This window comes from Diaphorobacter ruginosibacter (assembly GCF_040396215.1).
Lineage (GTDB): Bacteria > Pseudomonadota > Gammaproteobacteria > Burkholderiales > Burkholderiaceae_C > Diaphorobacter_A > Diaphorobacter_A ruginosibacter_A.
Genome location: NZ_JBEBOW010000002.1, coordinates 72,030 through 89,689 on the forward strand (window position 1 = coordinate 72,030; position 17,660 = coordinate 89,689).

The 17,660-nt window shown below is 66.7% G+C and carries 17 protein-coding genes and 1 pseudogene; 7 read left to right on the forward strand and 11 right to left on the reverse strand.

Features of this window, described 5'->3' with window-relative positions:
• Window positions 1–118: 118 nt before the first annotated feature.
• The 9 genes from ABWP92_RS00825 to ABWP92_RS00865 form a co-directional block, all read right to left on the reverse strand.
• Complete coding sequence (locus ABWP92_RS00825; RefSeq protein ID WP_353233441.1) at window positions 119–1,099, reverse strand: glycosyltransferase family 32 protein; 981 nt, start codon at window positions 1,097–1,099, stop codon at window positions 119–121.
• Window positions 1,096–2,163: a glycosyltransferase family 2 protein gene (locus tag ABWP92_RS00830; protein WP_353233442.1), complete on the reverse strand. Its 1,068-nt coding sequence runs from the start codon at window positions 2,161–2,163 to the stop codon at window positions 1,096–1,098. The genes ABWP92_RS00825 and ABWP92_RS00830 overlap by 4 nt, the downstream gene beginning before the upstream one ends.
• Window positions 2,160–3,356 carry a glycosyltransferase gene (locus ABWP92_RS00835; RefSeq protein ID WP_353233459.1) on the reverse strand — a complete coding sequence of 399 codons (1,197 nt, stop codon included), beginning with the start codon at window positions 3,354–3,356 and terminating at the stop codon, window positions 2,160–2,162. Before ABWP92_RS00835 ends, ABWP92_RS00830 begins: the two co-directional genes overlap by 4 nt.
• A gap of 48 nt (window positions 3,357–3,404) precedes the next feature.
• Complete coding sequence (locus ABWP92_RS00840; protein WP_353233443.1) at window positions 3,405–4,697, reverse strand: O-antigen ligase family protein; 1,293 nt, start codon at window positions 4,695–4,697, stop codon at window positions 3,405–3,407.
• Between the two features lie 177 nt (window positions 4,698–4,874).
• The gene (locus tag ABWP92_RS00845; RefSeq protein ID WP_353233444.1) at window positions 4,875–5,081 is read right to left on the reverse strand and encodes a zinc-finger domain-containing protein; all 207 of its coding nucleotides are present in this window, start codon (window positions 5,079–5,081) and stop codon (window positions 4,875–4,877) included.
• Window positions 5,082–5,086: 5 nt separating this feature from the next.
• Complete coding sequence (locus tag ABWP92_RS00850; RefSeq protein WP_353233445.1) at window positions 5,087–6,025, reverse strand: branched-chain amino acid transaminase; 939 nt, start codon at window positions 6,023–6,025, stop codon at window positions 5,087–5,089.
• 46 nt (window positions 6,026–6,071) lie between these two features.
• Window positions 6,072–6,518 carry a glycerate kinase gene (locus ABWP92_RS00855; RefSeq protein WP_353233446.1) on the reverse strand — a complete coding sequence of 149 codons (447 nt, stop codon included), beginning with the start codon at window positions 6,516–6,518 and terminating at the stop codon, window positions 6,072–6,074.
• 97 nt (window positions 6,519–6,615) lie between these two features.
• Complete coding sequence (radA, locus tag ABWP92_RS00860) at window positions 6,616–7,998, reverse strand: DNA repair protein RadA (protein WP_353233447.1); 1,383 nt, start codon at window positions 7,996–7,998, stop codon at window positions 6,616–6,618.
• Window positions 7,999–8,081: 83 nt separating this feature from the next.
• On the reverse strand, window positions 8,082–8,894 hold the full coding sequence (locus tag ABWP92_RS00865; RefSeq protein ID WP_353233448.1) for a GntR family transcriptional regulator: 813 nt from the start codon (window positions 8,892–8,894) through the stop codon (window positions 8,082–8,084).
• A 52-nt stretch (window positions 8,895–8,946) separates the two neighbouring features.
• Between ABWP92_RS00865 and ABWP92_RS00870 the strand changes: the two genes are divergently transcribed.
• The 4 genes from ABWP92_RS00870 to ABWP92_RS00885 all read left to right on the forward strand — a co-directional run bounded on the left by ABWP92_RS00870 (window position 8,947) and on the right by ABWP92_RS00885 (window position 13,277).
• Entirely contained in the window at window positions 8,947–10,650 is a 1,704-nt protein-coding gene (locus ABWP92_RS00870) for a thiamine pyrophosphate-binding protein (protein ID WP_502907425.1), read from the forward strand.
• Window positions 10,651–10,729: 79 nt separating this feature from the next.
• Window positions 10,730–11,713: a tripartite tricarboxylate transporter substrate binding protein gene (locus ABWP92_RS00875; protein ID WP_353233449.1), complete on the forward strand. Its 984-nt coding sequence runs from the start codon at window positions 10,730–10,732 to the stop codon at window positions 11,711–11,713.
• Between the two features lie 14 nt (window positions 11,714–11,727).
• Entirely contained in the window at window positions 11,728–12,561 is an 834-nt protein-coding gene (locus ABWP92_RS00880) for a VOC family protein (RefSeq protein WP_353233450.1), read from the forward strand.
• A gap of 101 nt (window positions 12,562–12,662) precedes the next feature.
• The gene (locus ABWP92_RS00885; protein WP_353233451.1) at window positions 12,663–13,277 is read left to right on the forward strand and encodes a glutathione S-transferase family protein; all 615 of its coding nucleotides are present in this window, start codon (window positions 12,663–12,665) and stop codon (window positions 13,275–13,277) included.
• A 122-nt stretch (window positions 13,278–13,399) separates the two neighbouring features.
• Here ABWP92_RS00885 and ABWP92_RS00890 read toward each other — a convergent pair whose 3' ends face one another.
• Window positions 13,400–14,419, reverse strand: a complete 1,020-nt coding sequence (locus tag ABWP92_RS00890; protein ID WP_353233452.1) for a cytochrome-c peroxidase — start codon at window positions 14,417–14,419, stop codon at window positions 13,400–13,402.
• A gap of 334 nt (window positions 14,420–14,753) precedes the next feature.
• Window positions 14,754–15,848 carry an alanine racemase gene (gene alr, locus ABWP92_RS00895; protein ID WP_353233453.1) on the reverse strand — a complete coding sequence of 365 codons (1,095 nt, stop codon included), beginning with the start codon at window positions 15,846–15,848 and terminating at the stop codon, window positions 14,754–14,756.
• Between the two features lie 158 nt (window positions 15,849–16,006).
• On the opposite strand from alr, the gene ABWP92_RS00900 reads away from it, so the two are divergent.
• From ABWP92_RS00900 to ABWP92_RS00910, 3 genes and pseudogenes are all read left to right on the forward strand, one after another.
• A complete protein-coding gene (locus ABWP92_RS00900; RefSeq protein WP_353233454.1) occupies window positions 16,007–16,141 on the forward strand; it encodes a hypothetical protein in 135 nt (44 codons plus the stop codon).
• Between the two features lie 19 nt (window positions 16,142–16,160).
• Entirely contained in the window at window positions 16,161–17,444 is a 1,284-nt protein-coding gene (lplT, locus tag ABWP92_RS00905; protein WP_353233455.1) for a lysophospholipid transporter LplT, read from the forward strand.
• A gap of 14 nt (window positions 17,445–17,458) precedes the next feature.
• Window positions 17,459–17,660: pseudogene (locus ABWP92_RS00910) on the forward strand (DMT family transporter); the annotation flags it as partial.

Consider the following 17,660-nt stretch of genomic DNA (forward strand, 5'->3'; position numbering starts at 1 on the left):
TTCCAACCATAGCATGTCTGGCGGCGGGCGCTGGGCGCGGGCGCCGATACAGGCCCCGCCTCTATCTAAGAACGTGTTTACGATCTCTACGCAGCCGCGAGGAGATCGTAAACACGTTCTAACGGGTACCGCCGAGATAACGGCCGATGATGCTGTCGGCGCGCACCAGATGGCGCTGCATGTAGAGCTCGAGCCGCTTGCGGTCGGGCTTGCGCAGCTTGACCATCGGCGGCATGCACGCCGCGGCCGGACGCATCATGAGCTGCACCTTGAGGTGCGCGCGGCTCCAGCCCGATGCGTGGTGATAGAGAAACGGCCCGTCCTCCGCGCGCCACAGCGCCAGCCGGTAGCCGCCGCGCCGACGCATCACGTATTGCAGCGCGAGATGCATCGTCAGGTATTCCGGCGAGAAGATGCGCTGGCGCAACTGGTCATACATGCCTTCGGCGCGCAGCATCTCGATGTATTGCGCATTGCTGCCCGGCACCACGCGCGTGGTGAACTCGTGCTGAAGATCGGCGATGAACGGGCTGCCCGGCGGCGCCGCCATGAACCAGTTCTCCACCACCGGGAAGGCGGGATCGCTGGTGAACTGCTCGAGATAGAAGCCCACGTAGTCGCTGCGCGACCGCGCCTGCGCGTCGATCACCCAGTCGAGCGGCGCGGTGAGGATCGTGCTCGCATCCAGCCAGATGCCGCCATGCCGGCGCAGCAATTCCACGCGCACCCAGTCCGCCCGCTTGGGCGCGCTGGCCTGGTCGAGCGCCTGTGGAATGCCATCGAGATACTGGAGCGCGCTGTGCTCGTCGAGGATGCGGATCTCGAAATCCGGGCACATGGCGCGCCAGTTGTCGAAACAGCGGCGAATCAGCTCGGGCTGCGAAGGCCCGCTCCAGAAGGCCCAGATGATGCGCGGAATCGCCCCGCCGCGCGCTGCGGGAAACTCTGTCCCGTCGGCGGTCGGTATCTCGTGGCATCGCGGAGGCGGTTGCGCATAGTCGCGAACGGGTTTGCCGAACCATTGGTTCCAGCCGTAGATCAGCCGCGCAAGCAGCATCTCGCCCCGGTCGCGCAGCGGCAATGAGGTGTGCCGGCTCATGCGGCGGCCTCAGCGCGGCGCAGCCACTTGCGCAGCTTGCGCGCGCGCAGCCACCAGCCGCGCGCGGCGTAGGCCTTGCACAAGGCTTCGGGCGCCAATGGCGATGACGCGGCGAAGGCCTCGCGCGCCTGCCGCATCGCGCCTTGCCCGCCCGCGCCCTCCATGCCGTCCAGATAACGCATCGCACCGATGAAGTTGCGCGCGCTCTGGTGAGCCAGGGCAAGCAGCAGCCGCGCATCGTCCGCGCAGACGCTGCCCGCGAGCGCTCCCCGAAAGCCTACCAGGGCCCGCGCCTGATCGAGCGCCTTGCCCAGATTGGGCGTCGCCAGAATGCTGGCGGCGCGCTGGCGATAGGCCACCCAGGGCTGGTCGGCGTAATAAAAGGCCGAGGCGCGCAGCATCATCAGCGGCATCGTCGCCATGTCTTCAAAATACCGCGCCACCGGAAAACGCAGGTCCGCGCCCCACAGCGCGCGCCTGGAAATCTTGGACCACGCATGCAGTTCGCCCGGCATGAGCGCGCCGGCCAGCACTTCGCAGCGGTTGCCGAGCACGCGCCGGGCCGGGCCGGCAAAGCTGCTGCGGTGCATTTCGCCGCGCAGGCGGTGCTTGAGGCCCGGGCGCTCGCGCCATACCTGGAAATCGCACAGCACCACGTCGGGCGCATGCTCGCGCACGATCGCGCGCAATGCCGCGATGCTGCCCTCCAGCAGCTTGTCGTCGGAGTCGAGAAACCACAGGTACTCGCCGCGCGCCGCGTCGATCATCGAGTTGCGCGCCGCGCTCAGGCCCTGGTTGCGCTCATGCGCCATCAGCCGGATACGGCCCGGCCAGCGCGCCGCGAGCGTGCGCATCAGCGCCCCGGAGCCATCGGTGGAGCAATCATCGAGCACCAGCACCTCGACACCGTCGGCGCCGGGCGGCCCCGCCTGCTCCATCCGCTCGATCTGCCCGATCACGGATTCGAGGCACTCCCGCAGATAGGGCTCGACGTTGAAGACCGGCACCAAGATGCTGAGCCAGGGGCTTTCGCGGCCTTCGCCGCAGGCTTCGACATTCGTCATATCCGGGAAAAATCCGTGGCGTGCGCCACCGTTGCAGAGCCCTGCCCCCGGGCCAGTATGTGTCCGAACAATGTCTCGTAGCGCGAGATCATGCGCTCCAATGTGTAGAACGCCTCGGCATCCCGGCGCCCCTGGGCGGCGAGCGCCTCGCCCAGATCGGGCTGTGTGAGCACGCGCTCCAGCGCATCCGCGAGCGATTGCGCGCTCTCATGCTCGACCAGCAGGCCGTTGCGCTCGTGCGCTATGACCTCCTGAACGCCGGGCGCGCGCGTGCCGATCGCCGTACAGCCCGCCGCCATGCCCTCGATGAGCGACAGCGGCATGCCCTCCCAATGGGTGGAGAGCAGGCAGATCCGGTGCGACATCAGCAGGCCGGGAACGTCCTTGTGGTGGCCCAGGAACTCCACCTGCCCGGCCAGCCCGAGCTGCCCGGCCAATCGGCGTGCCTTCTTCTGCGCGCTGGCCTTGCCGCCTCCCGCCAGCTTCACTGGCGGCCGGAGCCCGCGCTCGCGCAGCAGCGCGATGGCCTTGATCAGCGTGATGTGGTCTTTCTGGCGCGCGAAGCGCGCGGCCATGACGATGCCCGCGACGCGCTCGCGCCATGGATGCTCCGCGGCGGCGGCAAACGGCGCCATGCGGATGCCGTTCGAGATGGCCAGCGTTTTCTGCGCTGGCGTACCGCGCGCGAGCAATGCCTGCTTCACCCCTTCGGAGCACCCCACGATGGCGTCGGTGCGCCCGGCAAGCCACAGCATCTGCCGCGTGCGCGACCACGTATAGCGCTCACGGGAGTTGTGCTCCACGTGCACGAGATGCGGCACCTGCGCGAGCAGTCCGGCATAGCGGCCCCACAGATGCTCGCTGAAGCCATGCGCCACCAGTATGTCGGGCTGGAACCGCCTGCAGACCCGCACCAGTTGCCAGACCGTGGCCAGATGCGCCCATCCCGCGACCAGTTCGACGGGAATGCCCTCGCGCACGAGCGCCTCCACGCGCGACTGATCGGTATGCGGCTTGCGGCGCAGCACCAGCAGCGGCTCGAACCGGTCGCCGGCGAGATGGCCGCGCACCAGATCGACGGCGACTTGCGTGGCGCCCGAAAAACCGCCGGTGACGAAATGCAGCACCCGCGCCCGCCGCCCACCCGCGCGGGCAGTGGCATCCTGGGAGGGGTGGCGTGCATCCGTGGACATTGGCATGGCAGCGAGTTTAAGCGTACTCCCGTCGCGGCTCGCGGCGCCTCAGGGCCTTGCCGCCCCGGCGCCGGGGCGCGAGCGCTCCAGCCCAAGCAGCATGGACCACAGCAGGATCAGGCTGAACAGATAGAACATGATGCCGCTGTTGTGCGCGAAAAACACCTGCGTGAGCCCGAAGCCGACATAGAGCACCGGAACGCAGACGCCGCACAGCCGCACCGCCAGCACCGTGCGCCGCAGCGCCGGATCGACGCCTTCATAGGCCCGCATGCGCCCGCTGGTGGGCCAGAACATCCAGATCGGAAGAATGTAGAACCACAGCAGCAGCGCCAGCCCCGCCAGGCCGGTCTTCACGAACACGTCAAGCACTTCGTTGTGCACGAACTTGTATTCGAGGATGGGCGGCTTGTACAGGCCTTGCGCCACGCGCTTTTTCTTCTCGTTCATATAGCCGCCGAAACCCCAGCCCAGCAGCGGCTTCTCGGCCCCAGCATCCAGGGCGAAGCGCCAGTGCTCCAGGCGCTGGCCCACGGACGTATTGGCATCGCGGGCGACTTCATAGACGCGGATTTCCGAGGTCATCTCGTCCCAGCGCGTGGCAAGCATCCCGCGGTTGAGAACGGACATCAGCCCCGCGACCACCATCAGCCCGACGACCGCGCGCCAGAAAAAGCGGGGCCGGTAGCGATACAGCAGCACCAGGCCAAACGGCATCGCCACGACCAGCGCCAGCCAGCCGCCGCGCGAGAGCGAAAGCACCGACGCGTCCATGCCCGCCACGATCGCCAGCGCGGCCAGAATCTTCTCGGGAAGGGACAACTGCTTGTGCACCGTGGCGACGAAGACCGCCAGCAGCACCGCCAGCAGCAGCGCGAGATTGCCGTACTGGATTGCATTGGTACGGCCCGTGGCGCGCCATTCCCCCAGCCCGTACACCTGCCAGACGGCCAGCGCGCCGGCGCCGATGCAGCCAGCGACCAATCCCCAGAAAAACGCCTTGGGCCGCGCACCGAACACCGACGCATAGAACAGGCAGGGAATGGCGAGCAGGAATTTGGCCGGCCTGTCCCACTGGCCCATCTTCTCCACCGGATCAGCCATGGCGATCCACAGCATCCCCATGGCGAACATGCAGGCCGCGAACCACCAGGTGAGCGATTGCTGGCGCTCCAGCGGCCAGCGCCGGATGGACAGCAAGGCGCCCGCCAGCAGCAGCACCGCGCCATAGGAATAGCCGGACGGCAGCCACAATGCCATCCCCGGCACCGCGAATGCGGCAACCGCATTGAGCTGCTGTTGCCATGACTGGACGGCCAAAGGGCCGGAAACAGGTTTCAAAATGAGGGACTCTTCTAGAGCCGCGCTGAACAGGGAGCGCGGTCGGCTTCACAGGCGAGGCCCGATGCCAGGCAGGCGCACATGGATCCACGGCGGCACCGCGCCCGCGGCGCACCGCCCATGGGGACGACGCGCGGGGCACGGGAACATGGCATCCGCGAACGCGGGATGAACGGATCAGTGGCCGGCGCCGACCACTTCTCCCGCCTTCAGGCGATAGACCGTGCCGCAGTAGGGGCACTTGGCCTCGCCCGTGTGGGCCACATCCAGATAGACCTTTGGATGCGAGTTCCAAAGCTTCATGTCGGCCTTGGGACTGGGGCAATAGACACCGCCCTGCGCGTTCAGGTCCTTGGCCAGGAGTTCGACAACTGCTTGCGTCATGGCGATCAGACCTTCGTGAGCCAGTGGGCGTATTTCGGATTGCGTCCATTGACGATGTCAAAGAACGCCGTCTGGATCTTCTCTGTGATCGGGCCACGGCTGCCCGAGCCGATCTCCACGCGGTCGAGTTCGCGGATCGGCGTGATTTCGGCGGCCGTGCCGCTGAAGAAGGCTTCGTCGGCGATGTACACCTCATCGCGCGTGATGCGCTTTTGCACGACTTCGATGCCCAGGTCCTTGCAGATGGCGAACACGGTATTGCGCGTGATGCCATTGAGCGCGCCGGCCGACAGGTCGGGCGTGTACACCACGCCGTTCTTGATGATGAAGACGTTCTCGCCCGAGCCTTCGGAGACGAAGCCGGCCGCGTCCAGCAGCAGCGCCTCATCGTAGCCGTCGTCGGTGGCTTCCATGTTGGCGAGGATCGAGTTCGTGTAGTTGCTCGACGCCTTGGCCTGCGTCATCGTGATGTTCACGTGGTGGCGGGTGAAGCTGGAGGTCTTCACGCGGATGCCGCGCTTCATGCCGTCTTCACCAAGATAGGCGCCCCAGGCCCAGGCCGCGACGATCATGTGGATCTTGTTGCCCTTGGGAGAAACGCCCAGCTTCTCGGAGCCGATCCAGGTCAGCGGACGCAGGTAGCACGACTCCAGATGGTTCTCGCGCACCACCGCGCATTGGGCCGCGTTGACTTCTTCCTTGGTGAAAGGAATCTTCATGCGCAGGATCTTGGCGCTGTTGAACAGGCGGTCGGTGTGGTCTTCCAGGCGGAAGATGGCCGTGCCCTGCTCCGTCTTGTACGCGCGCACGCCTTCGAACGCGCCGCAGCCATAGTGCAGAGAGTGTGTCAGCACGTGGATCTTGGCATCGCGCCAGTCCAGCATCTGGCCATCCATCCAGATCTTGCCGTCACGGTCAGCCATCGAGGGAACTACGGGGCTCATGTGAATCCTTCAATTTCAATTGCAGTTGATCGCAAAACAGGGGATTTTACGATTCCGCGGGAGAAATGGCAGCAGATGAGCCTCCGGAGTCACCCTCATTGGAGGTTTGCGGGCGCGTCAATTCCCACTTGACCAGTCGGCCATTGACGAACTCGCAGGTCACGAAAGACTGGGTTCCATCGGTCCAGCGGTAGATTTCCGGGTCTTTTCCCAGCTCCGTGAGCCGCTCGCCCAGCGCCCTGGTCAGCGCGATCACGTGCAGCAGATTCACGCCGGGGCGCAGCCTGGCGTTGAGCATGACCGCACTGCCGACATAGCCAATCGGGCTTTTGTTGGCCTTCTGCATCACGTTCATGATGCGCGTGTAGTGCAGCAGCGCCCACATGACCAGGCCACCCAGGACGGTGATCGGCCCCTGCCAGCCCCAGGCGTTGTACGAGGCGACGAACAGCAGGACGATTCCCAGCGGAATGAGATATTTGCGCAGATTCATGGGCGGCATTTTCTTATGACTTGCGCGGGCGGGTACTGTGGATGCTGCGTAGAGTCCTGCCGCCGCCTGGGGAGATAGCGCCGCCCGGGCCAGGCGCTCACGCCAGGCCGCGCACGATGTTCATCGCCTCGTCCACCCGCTCCACCGCGTGGATTTCCAGCCCCTCGATCGGCTTCCTGGGCGCGTTGGCCCGGGGCACGACGGCCACCGAGAAGCCGAGCTTGGCGGCTTCCTTCAGGCGCTCCTGGCCGCGCGGCGCGGGGCGCACCTCGCCGGCCAGCCCGACCTCGCCGAATGCGATGAATCCCTTGGGCAAGGCCTTGCCGCGCAGGCTGGATGTGATCGACAGCATGACCGCCAGGTCGGCGGCGGGCTCGCTGATGCGCACGCCGCCCACGGCGTTCACGAACACGTCCTGATCCGCGCATGCCACGCCCGCGTGGCGGTGCAGCACGGCCAGCAGCATCGCCAGCCGGTCGCGGTCCAGCCCCACCGACAGCCTGCGCGGCGCCGGGCCGGACGAATCCACCAGCGCCTGGATCTCCACCAGCATGGGCCGCGTGCCTTCGAGCGTGACGAGCACGCAACTGCCCGGCACCGGCTCGCTGTGCTGCGACAGGAAGATGGCGCTGGGATTGGCCACGCCCTTGAGGCCGCGCTCCGTCATGGCGAACACGCCGATCTCGTTGACCGCGCCGAAGCGGTTCTTGATCGCGCGCACCAGCCGGAAGCTGGAGTGCGTATCGCCTTCGAAATACAGCACGGTGTCCACCATGTGCTCCAGCACGCGCGGCCCCGCCAGCGCGCCCTCCTTGGTGACGTGGCCCACCAGGATCGTTGCGATGCCCGTGGATTTGGCCGCGCGCGTCAGGTGCGCCGCGCATTCGCGCACCTGCGCCACCGAGCCCGGCGCGCTGGTGAGCTGATCGGAATACACCGTCTGGATCGAGTCGATCACGACCACCGCGGGCTGCGTGGCCTGCACGGTGGCGAGGATTTTCTCGAGCTGGATCTCGGCCAGCACATTCACCTGGCTGTGATCCAGTCCCAGCCTGCGCGAGCGCAGCGCCACCTGCGCGCCGCTTTCCTCGCCCGTCACGTAGAGCGTGGGCATGCCGGTGCGGTGCAGCGCATCCATGGCCTGCAGCAGCAGGGTCGATTTGCCGATGCCCGGATCGCCGCCGATCAGCACCACGCCGCCCTCCACCACGCCGCCGCCGAGCACGCGGTCAAGTTCCTCGATGCCGCAGGGCGTGCGCGCCACATCCTGCGCCTCGATGGCCGCAAGCGGCGTGACGGCCTGCGCCTGCGCCAGTCCCGCGTAGCTGGATGCGCTCATGCGGTTCTTGCCACCGCCGCCGCCCTCCGCCACCGACTCCACCAAGGTGTTCCACGCGCCGCAGGATGGGCATTTGCCCAGCCAGCGCGCACTGGTGCCGCCGCATTCGGAACAGGTGAAGATTGCCTTGTCTTTGGCCATGGATGTGCGCAAGAGGGTGGGTGGGGAAAGAAACTACTGGAGAAATATACAGCAGCCGACGATTTCCCGCCGGCGCGGCACGTTCACCGCGCCCGGGCCAGCTCGTCGCCCAGGTAGATCCGCGCAAGCCCCTGCGTGACCGCCTCGACGATCTGCTCGCGGCGCAGGGCGATGTGCTCGTCCATCAGCCGGGCGGCGCCTTCCCGGTCGCGCCGCTCGATGGCGTCGGCGATCGCGCCGTGTTCCTTCTGGGTGAAGTCGCGCCCCACTTTCTCCATGTCGATCCAGCGGATGAACCGCACGCGCTCGTTCAGGTTGCCCAGCATGCGCGCCAGCTCGGCGTTGCCGGACATGGCCGCAATGCGGTTGTGGAAAGCCTCGTCGAGCTCCACCAGCTCGCGCACGGCGGTGCCGGGCGCGGCCGCGCGGCTCGCATCGAGAAACCGCTGCATTTCGGCGATCTGCTCTTCGCTTGCGCGTTCGACCGCGTAGCGCAGGCATTCGCGCTCCACCGCCATGCGCGCCTCGTACAGGTCGAGCACATCCTGCACCTGCAGCGGCCGGCGCATGTAGCCGCGCGTGCAGGGTTCGAGAAAGCCTTCCGTCACCAGCCGCGCCAGCGCCTCGCGCACGGGGGTGCGGCTGACGCCGAGACGCTCGGCCAGTTCGATTTCGCTCAGGCGCTCGCCGGGCTTGAGCTGGTAGCTGATCGCCATGTCGCGCAGCGTCTGGAACACATCGCTGCCGCGCTCGCGCCGCACACGCGAAATGGGATTGGCGCGCGGCTTCGCGGGCGTCCTGGCCGGGCGCTGCTGCGCGGCCTTGCCCGCCCGCGCTTCGGAATCCCGCGCCGCGGCGAGGGGCGCAGGTCGCTTGGTGGTTTTCAACACTGGCATGTTTTAAGTATACTGAACTGAATTCTTAATCAAGTTCTCAAGGAGATCCGCAATGAGCACGACGCCCATGAATGGTGCAGACGCAATGGTACGAATGTTGCAACACAATGGCGTGAAGCATATTTTCGGGCTCTGCGGCGACACCAGCCTGCCTTTCTATGACGCGATGGCGCGGCTGGACCACGGCATCGACCACATCCTCACGCGCGACGAACGCAGCGCCGCCTACATGGCCGACGGCTACGCGCGCGTCACCGGCAAGGTGGGGGTCTGCGAAGGCCCGAGCGGCGGCGGCGCGACCTATCTCCTGCCAGGCCTCGTGGAAGCCAACGAGTCGTCGATCCCGGTGCTGGGCATCACCACCGATGTATCGGTGGGCGCGCGCGGCAGGTTTCCGCTCACCGAGCTGGACCAGCAGGCGCTGTACCGGCCCCTCACCAAGTGGAACACCACCATCGACCGCGTGGACCAGATCCCGCACGCCATGCGCAGCGCTTTCCGCGCCATGACCACTGGCCGCCCCGGCGCGGCGCACATCTGCCTGCCCTACGACCTGCAAAAGCACGAGCTGCCCAATCCGCAGGATGTATGGGCGCAACCGGGCCACGACCACTATCCGGCCACGCGCAGCGCGCCCGATCCGGCATCCATCGACGATGCCGCGGCGCGCCTGGTCGCGGCGAAGTCGCCCGTGCTGATCTGCGGCGGCGGCGTGGTGATCTCCGGCGCCAGCGGCGCGCTCGATGCGCTCGCCACTCGCCTGAACGCCCCCGTGTGCCTGACGGTGAGCGGCCAGGGCAGCCTCGCGGACACGCACCCGCTGAACGCGGGCGTGGTGGGCACCAACGGCGGCGTTCCCGCCACGCGCGCCGTGGTGGCGCAGGCCGACCTGGTGCTGTTCATCGGCTGCCGCGCGGGCTCCACGACCACCGAGCACGGCCAGATGCCGGGCCGTGGCGTGACCATCCTGCATATCGACGTGGATGCGATGACCATCGGCACCAACTACCGCACCGACGTCGCCATGGTGGGGGACGCGCGGCTCGCGCTGCAGGCGCTGGATGCCGCCGTGCAGAAGATCATCTCCCGGCGCCCCGCCGACGCCGCCGATGGCCGCGCGCTGGCCGCGCGCGCGCGCATGGAGAAGCTGGCGTTCTTCGAGCCGCTCGCGCAATCGGCCGAGCTGCCGATCCGCCCGGAGCGCGTGCTCGCCACGCTCAACAAGCTGCTGCCCAGGCGCGCGATCGCCGTGGCCGACCCCGGCACGCCCTGCCCCTACTTCTCTGCCTATTTCGACGCACCGCAGGAAGGCCGCCACTTCATCACCAACCGCGCGCACGGAGCGCTGGGCTATTCGCTGTCCGCCGCGTTCGGCGCGGCCGTGGGCCAGCCCGATTCGATGGTGATCTCCGCCATGGGCGACGGCAGCTTCGGCTTCACCTGCGGCGAACTCGAGACCGTCGTGCGCCGCAACGTTCCGCTCAAGATGATCGTGTTCTCCAATTCGGTCTATGGCTGGATCAAGGCGAGCCAGAAGACCGGCTACGGCGAGCGTTATTTCTCGGTGGACTTCAACCGCACCAACCACGAGCGCGTCGCGCAAGCCTTCGGCGTGAAGGCCTGGACGGTGCGGGAGCCGGCGGATCTCGAAGCCACGCTCAAGGCCGCGCTGGCGCATGACGGACCGGCGCTGGTGGACATCCACTCGCAGCCGCTGCAGGACACCGCGGTGCCCGTCAGCCAATGGATGGGGTAATCGGAGCACACCTGGGTCGTTCACTGGCATATACGCGCGACAATTCACCTCAACAACCAACCGTTCACAGGAGAACCGAATGAGTGCACCCGTTCTGAACCGCCGCCAGGCCGTGGCGCTTGGCGCCGCCGCCACCGCTTGCGGATTTGTCGGACTCGCCATGGCGGAGGAAACGCCCATGCGTCTGCAGGTCACGTTCCCGCCCGGCGGCAGCACGGACATCGTGGCCCGCATCATTCAACCCCGCCTGTCCGAGCTGGCGGGCCGCCCCGTGATCGTCGAGAACCGGCCCGGCGCGGCCAGCCAGATCGCCACGCAATACGTGGCCAAGTCGGCGCCCGACGGCAACACCCTGCTGGTGAGTTTCGACACGCACGCGATCAACCCGTTCGCCAAATCCAGGCTGCCTTACGACACGTTCAAGGATTTCGTGGGCGTGTCGCTGATGGTGCGCTTCCCGCTGGTGATCGGCGCGAATGCGCAGGCGGTGCAGGGGCGGGACTTGCGCGACTTTCTCAAGGAAGCCAAGACCAATCCGGGCAAGTTCAGCTACGCATCGACCGGCCTGGGCTCCATGAACCATCTGGTGATGGAGGACATCAAGAGGCGCTCGGGCACCTTCGTTCTGCATGTGCCGTTTGGCGGCGGCGGCCCGGCGGTGCAGGCCGTTCTGGGCAATGTGACCACGCTCACGCTGCTGAGCTACGCGGCCCTGCGCGGCCAGATCAGCGCGGGCAAGATCCGCCCGCTGGCCGTGACCGGCGCCAAGCGCCTGCCTGAACTGCCCGACGTGCCGACTGTCGCCGAGTGCGGCTTTCCAGGGTTCGAGGCGTATTCGTGGATCGGCATCTTCGCGCCTTCGGCCACGCCCGCGGCCACCGTGCAGCGCCTCACCCATGAATTCCAGGCCACGCTGCATACGCCCGACATCAACAGCAAGCTGACGCAGGCCGGCTTCGAAGTCGTCGCCAGCGATGGCCCGGCCCTGGACAGGCACACGCACCAGGAGTACGAGCGCTGGCGCAAGTTCGTGGAGGAAACCCATCTCAAGCTCGAAGAGTGAGAGACTCGGGCTCCATGACGCTTTCCTCTTCCCATTCGCTGGACCACGTGGTCATCGCCGTCGATGATCTCGCGCGCTCCATCGAGCAGTACCGCGCGCTCGGCTTTACCGTGTATCCCGGCGGCGACCATCAGGGCCGCAGCTCCCACAACGCGCTCATCGTGCTGGCCGATGGCTCCTATCTGGAGCTCAAGGCCTGGCGCGATCCGGCCCCCGCCGAGCGCTGGTGGGCCACGCTTGAGCGAAGCGGCGAAGGGCTTGTGGATTTCGCGCTGCTCTCCAAGGCGCCCGAAGAAGAGCTGGCCGCCGCCCGCGCACGTGGCCTGGTCACGCTCAAGGGCCCGGTTCCGGGAGAGCGCGTGCGTCCCGACGGACGGCATCTGAAATGGACCACGGCCCGCCACGACACGCCCGACGTGCCGTTCCTGTGCGGCGACATCACGCCGCGCAATCTGCGCGTTCCCGACGCGCCCGAGCTGCTGCGGCACGCCAACGGCGCGAGCGGCGTGGCGCTGATCACCGTCGCGGTGCGCGACCTGGACGTGAGCCTGGCGCGCTGGCACGCGCTGCTCGCGGGCGATCTGCAGTTGTCCGCCGCGTCCGAAGACGCCGCGCACGGCGTTCGCAGCGTGCGCATCGCGCTCGGCGGATTCGACGTAATCCTGCAGGGACTCACCGCCCACCATGGCAGCGCCAGGCTGGCCGAACATCTCGCCACGCGCGGCGAGGGGCCGGTCAGCGTCGTGCTGCGCGGACTCAACGGTCCGTTGGGAGAGCCGGCGCACAGGCACGGCCTGACCGGCATCGGCGGCCTCGTCGACGGCAGCGCCTGCGGCACAGGCTCCTGAGCGGCTCGCCGAAATAAATTCAGCGTTACCTTATATTCGACCGGTGCACGCTGGCGCCCCCGGCGCTCCATCCCACACCTCATCCCAGGAGACAACAACCCATGAGCCAATCCCTCACCCTCTACTACACGCCCGGCACCTGCGCGCAGGCCGTTCGCATCGCGCTGGAAGACGCCCAGGCCGAGTACAGGCTGGAGCGCGTGGACTTCGCATCGCAGCAGCAGCGCAGCCCCGAATACCTGCGCGTCAACCCCAAGGGCCGCGTGCCCGCGCTGGTCACGGAGCAAGGCGTGCTCACCGAAGCGCCCACGCTGCTCGCCTACGTCGCCCGGCGCTTCCCCGACGCCAGGCTGGCGCCCGCCGACCTGTTCGGGTGGGCCCGCATGATGGAATTCAACAGCTACCTGGCATCGACCGTGCACATCAACCACGCGCACCGCCCGCGCGCCAGCCGCTGGGCCGACGACGCACAGGCGCAGGCGGCGATGCAGGGCAAGGTTGCCGCCAACATGACGGAGAACTTCGACTACATCGAACGGAACTGCCTGAGCGGCCCCTGGGTGCTGGGCGATGAATACAGCGTGTGCGACGCCTATCTGTTCACCATGGCCGGCTGGCTCCAGAGCGACAGCGTGGACATCGCGCGGTTCCCGAAGGTCCATGACCACTTCAGGCGCATGAGCGAGCGCGAAGCCGTCAAGCGCGCCCTGGCCTGAACAGGCCCCGGCGGCAAGGAGGCGGGGGAGCAAGAAGAGCGCAAAAAGAAAAACCGGGCCTTTCGGCACCGGTTTTCCGCGTATCACCTCTGCCCGATAGCGCACCGGGCAGACGTAATTTATCACTCAAACGGCTGCGGCCGCCTGGTTTTGTCGCTGGATGGCGGCAGAATCGGCAAAGTCAGCTGGGGCTGGTCTCCTGTGAGGGTCTTCAGGAAGGCCACAATATCCGCATTCTCAGAAGGGGTAAAAGTCTTGCCCAACTGGATGCGCCCCATGGTGTCCACTGCCTGCGAGAGCGTGTCGGCCGCTCCGTCGTGGAAGTAGGGGTAGGTCAGTTCCACATTCCGCAGCGTCGGCACCTTGAAGTTGAAGCGCTCCGCGTCGTTGCCCGTGACCCCCGAGCGGCCTTCCGCCGGATTGTCGGTCTTGTAGGCCTCGATCAGGCCCATCTTCTGGAACGAATTGCCGCCCAGGTTGGTGCCGTTGTGGCACGCCACGCAGCCGGCGTTCTTGAACAGCTGGTAGCCGCGCAGTTCCTGCTCGTTGATCGCCGTCTTGTCGCCCTTGAGCCACTTGTCGAAGCGCGCATTGGGGGTGACCAGGGTCTCCTCGAACGCGGCGATCGCCGCCGTGACCTCCGCGATGCCCAGGGTCTCCGTGCCGAAGACCTGCTTGAATTCGCTCACGTACTGGGGAATCGATCGCAGCATGTCCACGGCCAGGTCGTGCGTGAACGCCATCTCGCCGGGATTGGCGATCGGCCCGCCCGCCTGCTCGCGCAGATCCTTGGCGCGGCCATCCCAGAATTGCGCCAAGTTGAGGCTGGAGTTCAGCACCGTGGGCGAGTTGATCGGGCCTTTCTGCCACTTGTCGCCGATGGAGGACTTCAGGTTGTCCGCGCCGCCCGTGCTCAGGTTGTGGCATGAGTTGCAGGAAATGAAGCCGGAGCGCGACAGGCGTGGATCGAACCACAGCTTCTTGCCCAGCTCCACCTTGGCCGGATCGGTCACCTTGGCTGGCTCGATGGGCTGCACGGGCTCTTGAGCCCGAACCGCTGCGCCCGAGAACATGGCAGCAACGGCTACCGCGCCAAGGGCGAATCGTACGAGCCCACGGCTGGATGAGGACGCTTTTTTCATTGTGGGAACTCCATTCTTTGATGACTAGCGAACGGAAAAATGAACAACTTCGTTTCCACTTTTCTTGTTGTATTTCATGGACACGGCCGCAATCGTTCGCTGTCTCGATTCTTCTTTATTGGTAGTTACCCCTATTTGATTTCAAGCAAGATCATTGGTGTTTGCTGTGAGGCGGTGCGGACCATAGCCGTTCTCGAATTCCAGGCATCAACGGCCTCGGGACGTGGCTGCGGCGGCAATGGAGGCCGCCGCGAGAAAGCCCATGGCCGCCTGCATGCGCAGCAGGCAGCCGCGCTTTGCATGCATGGCCGCATGTGGCGGCCGGGAACACCGCTCAGTCCACCACGACCGGCACGCGCGCGGCAAGGGCGCACATCAGCTCATAGCCCACCGTCCCCGCCGCCTGGGCCACCTCGTCGACCGGCAGCACCGCGCCATTGGAGGCCTTGCCCCACAGCGTGACTTCGGAGCCCATCACCGCCCCCGGCACGTGGGTGAGGTCCACGGTCAGCATGTCCATGCTCACGCGCCCGACGAGCTGCGTGCGCACGCCGTCAACCAGCACCGGCGTGCCCGTGCCGCAGTGGCGCGGATAGCCGTCGGCATAGCCGCAGGTAACCACGCCGATCGTCATGGGAGCCTGTGCGGTGTAGGTCGAGCCGTAGCCGACGGTGTCGCCCTTTTGCAGGTGCTGCACGCCGATGAGCCTGCCCGATAGCGTCATCGTGGGTTCGAGCTCCCAATCGGCGATGGTGCGCTGCGGGTAGTCGGGCGAGCTGCCGTACAGCACGATGCCGGCGCGCACCCAGTCGCAGCGCACGTCGTCCTCGCGGCCGCGCAGCAGCATGGCCGCGCTGTTGCTGACGGTGCGCTCGCCCGGAAGGTCCTGCGTGGTTTCCAGGAAAACCTGGAGCTGATGATCGATGCCGCGCGGGCCATCCGCATCGCTGAAGTGGGTGATGAACCCGATTTCATCGACCTGCGTGAGCGCGTTCAGGCGCGCCCAGGCGGCGCGGTAGCGCTCGGGGGTGAAGCCGAGCCGGTTCATGCCCGAGTTCATCTTGAGGAAGACGCGGTGAGGGGCCTGGGTCTTGTGCGCGGCCAGCCAGTCGATCTGCTGGTCGCAATGCACGGCATGCCAGAGGTTCAGGCGCGAGCACGTCTCGAGGTCGCGCGGCTCGAACACCCCTTCCAGCAGCAGGACCGGGCCCCTCCAGCCGAGCTGTCGGATGCGCTCGGCCTCCGACAGGTCGAGCAGCGCGAAGCCATCGGCGGCGCGCAGCGCATCGAAGACGCGCTCTATGCCGTGCCCATAGGCATTGGCCTTGACGACGGCCCAGACATTCGCATCCACCGCCGCGCGGCGCGCTCGCGCCAGGTTATGTTGTACTGCGGCGGTATGGATGGTCGCTTGTATGGGACGGGGCATGACGGTGTTTCTACGGAGCCAAAGGTGGTCATTCTGTCATTGCCGCAGGGGATCTGCGTGATATAACCGCCCGTCGCACAGCAGACTGTTCGGATATTTTTCGGCCCATCAGTTCCACTGATATTTCCGCACGGCTCTGTTTTCACTGAATTGGCAAGATGAGTTCCACTCGATACAGCACCATCGCAACGCGCAACGATTCACCGCAGCGCGTCTCGGGCGGGAATCCGCAATATCCCGCTGGCGCCGGCAAACCCGGCCGCGCCGACAGCCCCCGCAACGCCGCCCTGTGAACGGCTCCACGACACCACGATGAAGCGCGGTTTCTACACCATCATGGCGGCGCAGTTTTTCAGCTCGCTGGCCGACAATGCCCTCTTCGTGGCCGCCGTGGAATTGCTGCGCACCAGCGGCGCGCCGGAATGGCAGCGCGCCGCGCTGGTGCCGATGTTTGCGCTGTTCTACGTGGTGCTGGCGCCGTTCGTGGGCGCGTTCGCGGACTCCCTGCCCAAGGGCAAGGTGATGTTCGTCAGCAATGCGATCAAGGTCGTGGGCTGCCTGATGATGCTGTTCGGCCACCATCCGCTGCTCGCCTACGCGGTGGTCGGACTGGGCGCGGCGGCGTATTCCCCGGCCAAGTACGGCATCCTGACCGAGCTTCTGCCGCCCTCGCAGCTCGTGCGCGCCAATGGCTGGATCGAGGGGCTGACGATCGCATCGATCATCCTGGGCGTGCTGCTGGGCGGCCAGCTGGTCGGGCCGCACCTCTCGGGCAGGCTGCTGGACTTCGACGTGCCGTACATCGACCTCGGGATCGATCTGCCCGCGCAGGCCGCGATCCTCTCCCTGGTGCCGGTCTACGCGCTGGCGGCCTGGTTCAACCTGCGCATTCCGCGCACCTGCGTGCCGCTGCGGCCGATGCCGCGCAATCCGCTGGAGCTGCTGCCCGATTTCTGGAGCTGCAACAGCCGCCTCTGGCAGGACAGGCTGGGCCAGATCTCGCTGGCGACCACCACGCTGTTCTGGGGGGTTTCGGGCAATCTGCGCTACATCGTCCTGGCCTGGAGCGCCGCGGCGCTAGGCTACAGCACCACCCAGGCATCGGCGCTGGTCGGCGTGGTCGCCATCGGCACGGCCGCGGGCGCGATGCTGGCTTCCGTGCGCATGCGGCTCGAAGGCGCGACCAGGGTGATTCCGCTGGGCGTCTGCATGGGCCTGCTGGTGATCCTGATGAATGTGATCGACAGGCTCTGGATGGCCGTGCCGTTCCTGATCATCCTGGGCGGACTCGGCGGTTTCCTGGTGGTGCCGATGAATGCGCTGCTGCAGCATCGTGGCGCCAATCTCATGGGCTCGGGGCGCTCCATCGCGGTGCAGAATTTCAACGAGCAGGCCTGCATTCTGGCGCTGGGCGCGTTCTACAGCCTGTCGACCAAGTTCGGGCTCTCCGCCTTTGGCGCGATCACCGTGTTCGGCATGGTCGTGGCCGGCACCATGCTGCTGATCGGGCAATGGCACCGCCGCAACTGCAGGGAGCACCCCGAGGAGCTCAAACGCCTGACGGAGATCGCCAAGCGGGACTGCGATTGTCATTGAGCGGTTCCCGCACCATGCATTCGCCCCTGCCGATCCTGGCCCTGCTCTTCAACGCCCTGGTCTGGGGCCTGGCCTGGTGGCCCTTGCGCCGCATGTTCGACGCCGGGCTGCACCCGCTGTGGGCCACGGCGGTGATGTATGCCATGGTGCTGGCGGCGCTACTGGCGCTGGGCAACTGGGCGCTGCAATATGGCGCATCGCGGCTGGCCGCGTCCG

What these genes read in the sequence shown, in the direction of transcription:
- ABWP92_RS00825 (WP_353233441.1), bottom strand. Translation starts at nt 1,099, where the DNA reads ATGAGCCGGCACACCTCATTGCCGCTGCGCGACCGGGGCGAGATGCTG.
- ABWP92_RS00830 (WP_353233442.1), bottom strand. Translation starts at nt 2,163, where the DNA reads ATGACGAATGTCGAAGCCTGCGGCGAAGGCCGCGAAAGCCCCTGGCTC.
- ABWP92_RS00835 (WP_353233459.1), bottom strand. Translation starts at nt 3,356, where the DNA reads ATGTCCACGGATGCACGCCACCCCTCCCAGGATGCCACTGCCCGCGCG.
- ABWP92_RS00845 (WP_353233444.1), bottom strand. Translation starts at nt 5,081, where the DNA reads ATGACGCAAGCAGTTGTCGAACTCCTGGCCAAGGACCTGAACGCGCAG.
- ABWP92_RS00850 (WP_353233445.1), bottom strand. Translation starts at nt 6,025, where the DNA reads ATGAGCCCCGTAGTTCCCTCGATGGCTGACCGTGACGGCAAGATCTGG.
- ABWP92_RS00855 (WP_353233446.1), bottom strand. Translation starts at nt 6,518, where the DNA reads ATGAATCTGCGCAAATATCTCATTCCGCTGGGAATCGTCCTGCTGTTC.
- radA (WP_353233447.1), bottom strand. Translation starts at nt 7,998, where the DNA reads ATGGCCAAAGACAAGGCAATCTTCACCTGTTCCGAATGCGGCGGCACC.
- ABWP92_RS00865 (WP_353233448.1), bottom strand. Translation starts at nt 8,894, where the DNA reads ATGCCAGTGTTGAAAACCACCAAGCGACCTGCGCCCCTCGCCGCGGCG.
- ABWP92_RS00870 (WP_502907425.1), top strand. Translation starts at nt 8,947, where the DNA reads ATGAGCACGACGCCCATGAATGGTGCAGACGCAATGGTACGAATGTTG.
- ABWP92_RS00875 (WP_353233449.1), top strand. Translation starts at nt 10,730, where the DNA reads ATGAGTGCACCCGTTCTGAACCGCCGCCAGGCCGTGGCGCTTGGCGCC.
- ABWP92_RS00880 (WP_353233450.1), top strand. Translation starts at nt 11,728, where the DNA reads ATGACGCTTTCCTCTTCCCATTCGCTGGACCACGTGGTCATCGCCGTC.
- ABWP92_RS00885 (WP_353233451.1), top strand. Translation starts at nt 12,663, where the DNA reads ATGAGCCAATCCCTCACCCTCTACTACACGCCCGGCACCTGCGCGCAG.
- ABWP92_RS00890 (WP_353233452.1), bottom strand. Translation starts at nt 14,419, where the DNA reads ATGAAAAAAGCGTCCTCATCCAGCCGTGGGCTCGTACGATTCGCCCTT.
- alr (WP_353233453.1), bottom strand. Translation starts at nt 15,848, where the DNA reads ATGCCCCGTCCCATACAAGCGACCATCCATACCGCCGCAGTACAACAT.
- ABWP92_RS00900 (WP_353233454.1), top strand. Translation starts at nt 16,007, where the DNA reads ATGAGTTCCACTCGATACAGCACCATCGCAACGCGCAACGATTCACCG.
- lplT (WP_353233455.1), top strand. Translation starts at nt 16,161, where the DNA reads ATGAAGCGCGGTTTCTACACCATCATGGCGGCGCAGTTTTTCAGCTCG.